A 9,154-nucleotide genomic window follows, 5' to 3' on the forward strand; every position below is an offset into this window, starting at 1 on the left:
AGGTCTTAGTGAGCTGGCGCGGCAACAGGATCCAGCAGGGTCCGGCCACCGTCGATTGTCAGGATTTGCCCGGTGATGAAGCCGGCAGCGTCGGATGCGAGAAACTGGGCCGTTTCCGTCAATTCGGTGGGTGCAGCGATACGGGCCAGCGGGGTATGCTTTTCAATGTCATCCCGGAAGTCGCGGTTTTCCTTGAGCGTGGACTGCAAGGATGCACTCATGACTGATCCCAGCGCGATGGAATTCACGCGTATCCGGTTCGGGGCCAGTGCAACGGCCAGCGAGCGTGTCATCTGATCCAGCGCAGCCGTAGACACCGAATAGGCCATCAGATCGGGATGGGTTCGGCGGGCGGCAATCGAGGACAGGTTGATGATCGATCCGGCCGGGTTTTCGTCCTCGTCCCCGGCCTGTTTGATCATGCGCTTGGCCACCAACTGGCTGAGACGCAACGCGGGCATCAGGTTCTGGTTCAGCAGCGAGCGGACCGAGTCGTCATCGGGGTCCAGCGGATCGGACGGGATCACCTGCCGCGCGCCGTTGATCAGAATGTCCACCTGATCGAACGCGTCCAGCGTGGCCGACAGAAGGTTGGCGATGGTCAGTTTCTCGCGCAAATCGCCTGCGAAATAGCGGATATTGCTGTCATCTGCCTGCTCGCCCAGTTCCTCGACCAGACGCTTTTCGTCCATATCGGCGAACATCACATTCGCCCCGGCATCGGCAAAGTGGCGTCCAATGGCCAGCCCGATCCCATTGGCCCCGCCTGTGACGATTGCTGTCTTGCCAGCTATGGAAAAGGACATCCGAATCCTCCTGAGTTGGGGGGCAGGTTAACGGGCCTCAGCGTCGAGGGCGAGAGGCATGAAAGACCTTGAACCGATTGTCACCGGCAACCTCTTCCACATGCGCGAAAGTCTCGGCCAGCGTGGCCTCGTAGGGCAGGTGGCGATTGGCGACCATCCACAGATCGCCATTGCGGGTCAGGTTGCAGGCGGCAGCGGTGATAAACCCCTGACCCAGCGCGGGATCAGCGCTGCGCGAGGTGTGAAAGGGCGGGTTCATGATGACGGTATCGCAAGGCTCGCTGGCCTTCCACGTCACGGCGTCTGCCCAGTGAAACGCGGCCCGGTCGTCGGTCACATTGGCGCGGGCACAGTCGAGCGCCGTGTGATCCGCCTCGACCAGATGCAAGGATGTGATGCGGTCGCGCTTTAGCAATTCGGCTGAGAGATACCCCCAACCGGCCCCCAGATCGGCAACGCGTGGCCCCAGTTTTTCAGGCAGGGCTTGCAACAGAAGTGCCGAGGCCGGATCGATGCCGTCCGCTGAGAACACGCCGGGTGCCGTCCGGTACCCGTCGACCATCTGCGCCTTGGGCGCGGCCCAATCGGCAAAGGCCTGAGGCTCGGATTGGAACCAGAATATCTTGCCATGTGCCTTGGACAGCGGCCCTTCGACAGACACACGCTTGCGCACGTCTTTCAGGATACTGTCCACGCCATTGGTTTTGGCCCCGTCAACAACAACCAGACCACTGGCACGGGTGCAGGCCCGATGGATCAGCGCGCGGGCCAGAGCCTTGGCGCGGGGCAGGAAGACAATCGCGTCCTGACAGGGGGTGTCAGCTTCGGGCACTGCGGCGAAACCAAGCGACGCAAAGTGATCGTGAAATGGTTTGAACGGCTGCACGACCTGCGTATCACGCGGCAGGTCGGACAGATCCTGCTCGGGCGTCGGGCCGATCACTGTAAGCGGGTGCGACAGCGTCAAACCGCTTTGCAGGGCGAGATCAAGGCGAGGGGACATCTTCGAATGCGTCGAACAGCAGCGCGGGGCTTACTCTTCGCGCTCCATTGTACATTGCAGCGGATGCTGATGGCGGCGGGCAAAATCCATCACCTGACCCACCTTGGTTTCGGCAATCTCATGGCTGAAGACGCCGACAACCGCGACGCCCTTCTTATGCACGGTCAGCATGATCTCGAACGCCTGCGCATGGGTCATGCCAAAGAAACGCTCAAGCACGTGAACCACAAACTCCATCGGTGTGTAGTCGTCGTTCAGCAGTAACACCTTATAGAGCGGAGGACGCTTGGTCTTTGGCCGCGTCTGAACCAGAACGGACGAGTCGGCATCGTCATCCGATTTGTCAGACATCATCCAGGGGTTTTCCAGCATCGCGCGCTTCTGTCCGATTCAGGCATTGGGTTTATCTGAGCGCTTATATAACGTCGATGGGCGCAGAGAAAAGAGGAAGAGAGCGTATTCTGAATGGTGGAAAAACTGACCACAATCGGGTTCGACGCGGATGACACCCTTTGGCATAACGAACGGTTCTTTCAACTGACGCAGGCGCATTTCGCCAGCTTGCTGAAAGACCACGCCGACCGCGATCACCTGATGGAGGGTCTTCTGGCCGCCGAGAGACGCAATATCCGTCACTATGGTTACGGCATCAAAGGCTTTGTCCTGTCGATGATCGAAACGGCGATTGAGGTGACCGAAGATCGTGTGCCTGCATCCGTGATCCGTCAGTTGATCGAAGCCGGGCAAGAGATGTTGGCTTATCCGATCGAGTTGCTTCCCCATGCCCGCGAAGCGGTTGAGGCGGTCACCAACGAATATCGCGTTGTTTTGATCACCAAGGGCGATCTGATCGATCAGGAGCGTAAGCTGGCCCAGTCGGGGTTGGGTGACTTGTTCGACGCGGTCGAAATTGTCTCGGAAAAGACAGCTGACACATACCGGTCGATCTTCACCGCACATGGCGATGGCCCGGCATCGGCGATGATGGTCGGCAACTCGATGCGGTCGGATGTTGTGGCCCCGATTCAGGCTGGTTCCTGGGGCGTTTACGTGCCGCATGGTCTGGTGTGGGAGGTCGAGCATGCCGACGCCCCTGTCGATGATCCGCGATTCCGCGAGCTGCGGGATTTGGGCGATCTCAGCGATCTGATCCAGGAACTCGGGTAATGTTGCCATTCGGCCTCAGTTCCGAAAAATCCGCTTTGGGATACGCCACGTTCCCGCCAACTTCGCCGATGTAGTAGGGCCAGGGTCGCGCCGCGCCTAGATATAGCTGCGGGTGCGGGCCATAACGAAACTGCGAAAACCGCAGCTTTCGGTTTATTTCATACGGCCCCTGTGTTAGCCTTTCCGACAAGCAGAATAAATTTTAGCTGACCGGGAAAACCCGGCGGCGCGAGGCAGACAGAGGCAAAGATCGTGCAGATTCGGCGGACAGTTCCGGCCCGAATGGGCTTATTTCTCATCGCATTGTTGATGGTGCTTTCTTTTGCGCCGCTTAAATCTTTGGCCGCACCCTACGCCGCCATGGTGATCGATGCCCGCACGGGCGAGGTTCTTCATTCCCGCAACGCGGACACCCGGCTGCATCCGGCATCGCTGACCAAGATGATGACGCTGTATATCGCATTCGAGGCGGTGCGGAACGGCGAGATCACATTGGATACCCCGGTTCGTATCACCCGGGCCGCGGCGGCAGAGCCACCTTCGAAACTGGGCCTGCGCTCGGGCCAGACCATCGCGTTCCGGTACCTGATCCGCGCGGCGGCTGTGAAATCGGCCAACGACGCAGCAACCGCCATCGGCATCGCGCTCAGCGGGTCCGAGGCCGCCTTTGCGCGTCGCATGACCCGCACGGCCAAGGCCATGGGCATGAGCCGCACGACCTTCAAGAACGCACACGGGCTGACCGAGTCGGGGCATTTGTCCACCGCGCGCGACATGACCACGCTGGGGCGGCATCTGCTGTATGATTATCCGCAGTATTACAACCTGTTCTCGCGCCAATCGACCCATGCCGGGATCAAGACGGTTCCCAATACGAACCGCCGCCTGCTGGCTGCATACCGGGGCGCGGACGGGATCAAGACAGGCTACACCCGTGCTGCGGGCTTCAACCTTGTCGCCTCGGCCAAGCGTAAGGATGAGCGTATCATCGCAACCGTGTTTGGCGGCAAATCCAGCGCCTCGCGCAACGCCAAGGTGGCCGAACTGCTGGATATGGGCTTCCGCCGTGCGCCGTCACGCGCACCGATCCGCAAACCTGCGCGGCCCTCTTACGCGGGCAATACGGGGCTTGGCGGCTCGACTCAGGTGGCCAGCATCAGCGGCGCGCCCAAAGCCAGCCTGCGCCCGGTTCTGCGTCCAAGCGCGGCCACGCAAGTTGCCAGCGCAATCGCCGAGACGGCAGATCAGGATCGTGACCGTATCCAAAGCGGCATCGCTGCGGCAATTGCCGAGGCTGATATTGCACCCACCGCTCCTCCGGTCGAAAGCTCGGACACACGCCCTGCATTGCGGCCCGACAACCTGGTTCTGGCATCGACACAACCTGCGGAACAGCCCGAACCCGAGCAGGAGGTCGTCACCCGCCTGTCCACATCCGGCGGGCATCTGTGGGGCGTCAATGTCGGTCGCTACACCACGCGATATGAGGCCGAGAAGATCTTGCTGAAAACAGCGCTGTCGGAAATGACCACGCTGGAGGGCACGCTGCGCAAGGTTAACCAAAGCTCGAAAGGGTTCGAAGCAACGTTCCAGGGCATGACCCGCGAACAGGCCGATCTGGCCTGCCGCCGGTTGCAGGCGCGCAATGTTACCTGTTTCATGATCGGGCCGTCATAAGACCCGGCATATTCTCTCCTGATGGGTCTGGGCTGCGAGGTTTCGCAGCCCTTTTTTCATCCGGGAATGTCAGTCGAACACATGCCCATGTTCATACTGCTCGTCCTGCCCGGCAGCCGCCGTTAGTGCGGCCACGTTGTCCTTGGTAAAGAACCCGTCATAGTGGTGGCAGCGTTCGATATATTCGGTGATCAGCAGCGTGTTCTTCGAGTGTTTTGAGAAGATCTGTTTCAGGTTCGGATCATCTTTGCACTCACCCACCACATGCGCCAGGAACGGCACGCCCTTGTCTTTCAGCGTGTTGACGACGAAATCGACATTCTTCTCGCCCGCGCCATGATCGCCGTCTTGTATCTCGACCGCCATGTGGTGCAGGCGACGGCCGAAATTGCGCACGAAATCCTCGGTCGGCATCGGCAGCTTGGCGAAGGAATTCACAAAGGACGGCGTGTTGTTGGCGGTGAACACCTTGGCCGGGGATTTCTTGTCGTCATCCACATTGGCGTTGCGGTTCACATTGGTGGACGAGTTCATGTCGAAGATGTTGTATGCGCCCCAGAAATAATAGGGCACCATGGTCAGAAATTCGAGGATCGCATCCTCACGCTCACCCGCCAGAACCCGCGTGGCAAGGTGGTCGATCCCCAGCATCAGTGGCCCAATCTTGCTGTCCTCGGCAAACGCGGCCGCCTCATCCAGTTTCGCTTTCTCGGCATCGCTGAGCAGAACGCGATCCCCGAGGCCCAGACTGTCTGGATCATTGAAATCCAGCGTCGAGTAACCGACCCGATTGCAGGTGAAATCGGACGGGGTCGTAAACCGAAACCCGTCCCGCGTGTAAAAGGGGTTTTCCGTGTCGCCGGGATATTCGAACCGGATATTCTGATCCTCCAGCGTTTTGCTGAGCGCAGTCAGATCGCTTGCTGCAAAAACCTCGCCCACATACCGGGTCTGTGGGGTGTTGCGGGCCAGCGGGTACATGCGGTTGATACGCGGGATGAAGTCTTCAAATGTTTCGCTCAGTGGTGCCATCACGATCAGTGCCGGGTAATCGGCATGTGAATGCAGGACCGAGAACTTGTGTGTCCGCCCCAAATAGCTGGCCGAGTGGCGATAGGGCGTCATCACATACAATTCGACCAAGGTATCGAACAGAGCGGTGGTTTCGACCTGTATGACAATCGCCCGCATGGGGCCAACCTGATCCGCGATCCCCGAACTTGTCCTCCGCTCGTAGATCATCGGCAAGTATTCGTGAAAGAAGTCCGAGTTCTTCTTATCGCCTCGGGGTTCATAAGACATCAGATCGAAAGACATTGGCGCCTCCTTGCGGAAATCTGGCTGCAAGCGTGTTGCTGCAATAACGGTATTCAGAACATGCACTTGCAGGCATGCTAGGCGCTGAACCCCGTTCGGGCAACAGCCAGACCCTGGACCGCCTGGATTATGGCCAGATGGCTATCTGGTGAACTTTGTCACCTCGACCTCGCCCGCAATCAGGTTTTCCCGGACCGAGTGGGCAATCTGCACAGCCGTTGGCCCGTCGCCATGCAGGCAGATCGTATCGATTGAGGTCTCAAGGTGTTTGCCGGATTCAGTGATGATCGCGCCCTCGCGAACCATGTTCAGGATGCGCGGCCCGGCAACTTCGGGGTCATGGATCACCGCGCCGGGCAAGCTGCGATCGACCAGAGTGCCGTCGTCATTATAGGCGCGGTCGGCAAAAATCTCGCCCACCCATTTGCAGCCAAGCTCGCGCACGGCCTCTTCCTGTTTCGTAACCGCCAGTACCATGATGATGATGTCGGGGTCCACATCCAGCGCCCCCTGATAGCAGGCCCGCGCCATGTCGATATCGACCGAGCACATATTGGCCAACGCCCCATGCAGTTTCAGGTGCCGGACCTTGGTGCCAACAGCCGCCGCCATCCCCATGGCTGCGCCCAGTTGGTACCGCACCAGATTGCGCAGGCTGCCATGGGGCACTTTCATATTGCGGCGGCCAAAGCCCTGAAGATCGGGAAAGCCGGGATGTGCGCCAATGCCCACATCGTTCTCGGCGGCCAACGCCATCGTCTTGGCCATCACGTCCCAATCACCGGCATGAAACCCGCAGGCGATATTGGCAGAGGTGATGATCTTCAACAGGCTTTCGTCATCGCCCATCTTCCACGGGCCAAAGCTTTCGCCCATATCAGCATTCAGATCCACGCGCGGCATCTAACGGTCTCCTTGCTCGGTGGCAGAGATCACTCCGCCGATCAATTGGTAGGACAACAAGTCCGGAATGTCATGCGGGTCGCGCACCAGTGGCTCAACACGCCCCGGCAGGCGGGCAAGATCCGCCCGAAAGGCCGCATCCAGTTCCATCGCCTGATCCATCGTCACGAATTCGAACCGGACCGAGCCACCTGCGAGGGTTTGCGCGGCACGCGGCATATCGCAGGGCAGTACGGTTGCAATCCGGGGGTAACCGCCGGTCGTCTGGCACTCGGGCAGCAGGATGAACGGGTTGCCAGTTCCGGTCATCTGGATGTCGCCGGGGGTGATCACTTCGGACAGGATGTTCAACTGCCCCTTCGCGGCGAACCCCTCACCGTCGCTCTCCATCTGCATGCCCATCCGGTTGGCGCGGGCACCCCGCCGGAACTGGGTTTGCGTGAAACGGCCCAGCGTCGTGTCATCAAACAGTGGGGTTTGAAAGCTGGCCACAACGCGCAATGTGCCGCCGTTGAACCGGTCGCTGGGGGGCAGCTTGCGTCCGGCCTCGCCTGCATCCGGCCCCGCGGGAAGCGTATCGCCCGCCTCGACCGCGCGCCCGATTTTAGCCGTCAGATGGGTCGCGCGTGAGCCAAGAAACACCTCGGTATCGATGCCACCACCCACATGCAGGTAGCCATAGTTGCCCCGCAGGGTCGCACCAATCGTCAGGCGTTGCCCGGGTTCCAGATGATGAGATGCGTTCCAGACTACAGGCGCGCCATCGATACTGGCCTGCATAGGCGCGCCGGTCAGCGCGACCCGCGCGGGCTGAGTGGCTTCGAACTCGCCCCCCATGCCTGCCATTTCCAACGCGGCCAAGTCCGGGCTTTGCCGCAACAAGGCCGCGCCTTCATGCAGCGCCAGAATGTCGGCCGCCCCGGACCGGGACAGCCCCTGATCCAGATACCCCTTGCGCCCCTGATCCTGAATGGTGCCTGCGGGGCCGATACGTCTAACAATCAGGCTCATGACGCAATCTCGTGACACGTTGCGCCGCCAAGGCCGTCTTCGTTGTTCGTGCGAATGCTCTGCAACTCGTCACGCGAAACGGGATCAAACTGCAATTCGTCGCCGGGCCTCAGAGTGAAGGTCTCCTCCATCTCGGGCCGGAAACACCGGAACGCAGTTTGACCGATATGCCGCCATCCGGTCGGGGTGGGGCCGGAAAACAGAACAAACTGCGAAATCGCAAGGACCAGAGCCCCCTCAGGCACCATCGGGTTCAACTCTTGCAGGCGCGGTATGTCGAACTCGGGCCCAAGGGGGCCGAGGTAAGGCTGACCGGGCGCAAAGCCAATCGTCAGAACCCGCACGCGGGACTGGCTGAGGCGGCGAATGGCCTCGGCGGTGCTCAATCCGGCGGCGGCTGCCGCTTCATCCAGTTGCGGGGCAAGATCGGTGCCATACACAGTCGGAACCCGCCACAACCTGCGCCCCGTCGGCAAGGGGGTCGTATACCAATCCTGCTGTTCCAAAAGCTGGTGGAGGCTGGCTGTGATTTCACCATAGGTCAGCCGCTGCGGATCATACCGCACATAGGCCGATCCAAGAGACGCCGAGGTCTCAACAACCCCGCTCAGGTCCAAGGCATCAAACGCGGCCCGAAACGCCAGCGCGGCCCGGTTTGCGGTATCCGACATAGTGTCTGCAAACGTCACCAGGGCTCCGTCAAAGCCGACATTGCGTATAGCAGGAAAAGTGGGGGTGAGGGTCATGTCCGTCCTGCATCATCGTCATTGCTTGTTCCCTGGGAACCAGAGCGCATCGCGCAGAGATGCGCAAGGTCGGGTGCGGTGTCAGGGTGGCTTTTCAATGCCATCCAAATCTTTCCTGCGCACTTCATGCCGTTGGGCGCGGGAAACAATCCCGATTCATCGATTCATGCGGTGTTGAGCAAGGCCGATTCACCACACCGAGTCGCGTAGCCTAGTAGTCGGTGGCCATCGATGCCCTATATATAGTGGTGGACTGTGTAGGCCTTGGTTCGGAACAGCGACTGCGAGGCCCCACAAGTACCCCGCAGGTGCAGAGATTGGTGTTTGGTGGGTTGCTAAACAATTGAAAAGTATATATTTTCCCTGAGTATGCAAAAAAATGCGCCAGAATGCATTTTTCTGCTTGCGGCTATGAAAGGTTATGCTTAGAACGCCCTTCACCGGCGCTGCTGAGGCGCTCGGGACGCGGCGGGAGCGGCGGAGACGCATCGGAGAGACGGTGGGCATTCGGAGGTTTTTGATTG

General features: G+C 60.0%; 9 protein-coding genes. 2 read left to right on the plus strand and 7 right to left on the minus strand.

The features are described 5' to 3' along the window. Positions 1–5: 5 nt before the first annotated feature. From ACR0KJ_RS17685 to clpS, 3 genes are read right to left on the minus strand one after another with little or no spacing between them, the layout of a single operon-like run. A complete protein-coding gene (locus ACR0KJ_RS17685; protein ID WP_170455437.1) occupies positions 6–806 on the minus strand; it encodes an SDR family oxidoreductase in 801 nt (266 codons plus the stop codon). A gap of 37 nt (positions 807–843) precedes the next feature. Further along, entirely contained in the window at positions 844–1,809 is a 966-nt protein-coding gene (locus ACR0KJ_RS17690) for a class I SAM-dependent methyltransferase (protein ID WP_480627299.1), read from the minus strand. Between the two features lie 30 nt (positions 1,810–1,839). Continuing rightward, positions 1,840–2,181 carry an ATP-dependent Clp protease adapter ClpS gene (gene clpS / locus ACR0KJ_RS17695; protein WP_170455433.1) on the minus strand — a complete coding sequence of 114 codons (342 nt, stop codon included), beginning with the start codon at positions 2,179–2,181 and terminating at the stop codon, positions 1,840–1,842. A gap of 93 nt (positions 2,182–2,274) precedes the next feature. Between clpS and ACR0KJ_RS17700 the strand changes: the two genes are divergently transcribed. Further along, a complete protein-coding gene (locus tag ACR0KJ_RS17700) occupies positions 2,275–2,976 on the plus strand; it encodes an HAD family hydrolase (protein ID WP_480627300.1) in 702 nt (233 codons plus the stop codon). Positions 2,977–3,258: 282 nt separating this feature from the next. Continuing rightward, positions 3,259–4,653 (plus strand): D-alanyl-D-alanine carboxypeptidase family protein, encoded by a 1,395-nt coding sequence (locus ACR0KJ_RS17705; protein ID WP_170455430.1) that lies wholly within the window; start codon positions 3,259–3,261, stop codon positions 4,651–4,653. A gap of 69 nt (positions 4,654–4,722) precedes the next feature. Here the strand turns inward: ACR0KJ_RS17705 and ACR0KJ_RS17710 are convergent, their stop codons facing one another. From ACR0KJ_RS17710 to ACR0KJ_RS17725, 4 genes are all read right to left on the minus strand, one after another. Further along, the gene (locus tag ACR0KJ_RS17710; RefSeq protein ID WP_480627301.1) at positions 4,723–5,970 is read right to left on the minus strand and encodes a hypothetical protein; all 1,248 of its coding nucleotides are present in this window, start codon (positions 5,968–5,970) and stop codon (positions 4,723–4,725) included. Positions 5,971–6,111: 141 nt separating this feature from the next. Then, the gene (locus tag ACR0KJ_RS17715) at positions 6,112–6,873 is read right to left on the minus strand and encodes a 5-oxoprolinase subunit PxpA (protein ID WP_170455425.1); all 762 of its coding nucleotides are present in this window, start codon (positions 6,871–6,873) and stop codon (positions 6,112–6,114) included. After that, a complete protein-coding gene (locus tag ACR0KJ_RS17720) occupies positions 6,874–7,884 on the minus strand; it encodes a 5-oxoprolinase subunit C family protein (protein ID WP_480627302.1) in 1,011 nt (336 codons plus the stop codon). Then, a complete protein-coding gene (locus ACR0KJ_RS17725; protein WP_480627303.1) occupies positions 7,881–8,630 on the minus strand; it encodes a 5-oxoprolinase subunit B family protein in 750 nt (249 codons plus the stop codon). The genes ACR0KJ_RS17720 and ACR0KJ_RS17725 overlap by 4 nt, the downstream gene beginning before the upstream one ends. Between the last annotated feature and the right edge of the window lie 524 nt (positions 8,631–9,154).

This window comes from Ruegeria sp. AD6, from assembly GCF_056542325.1.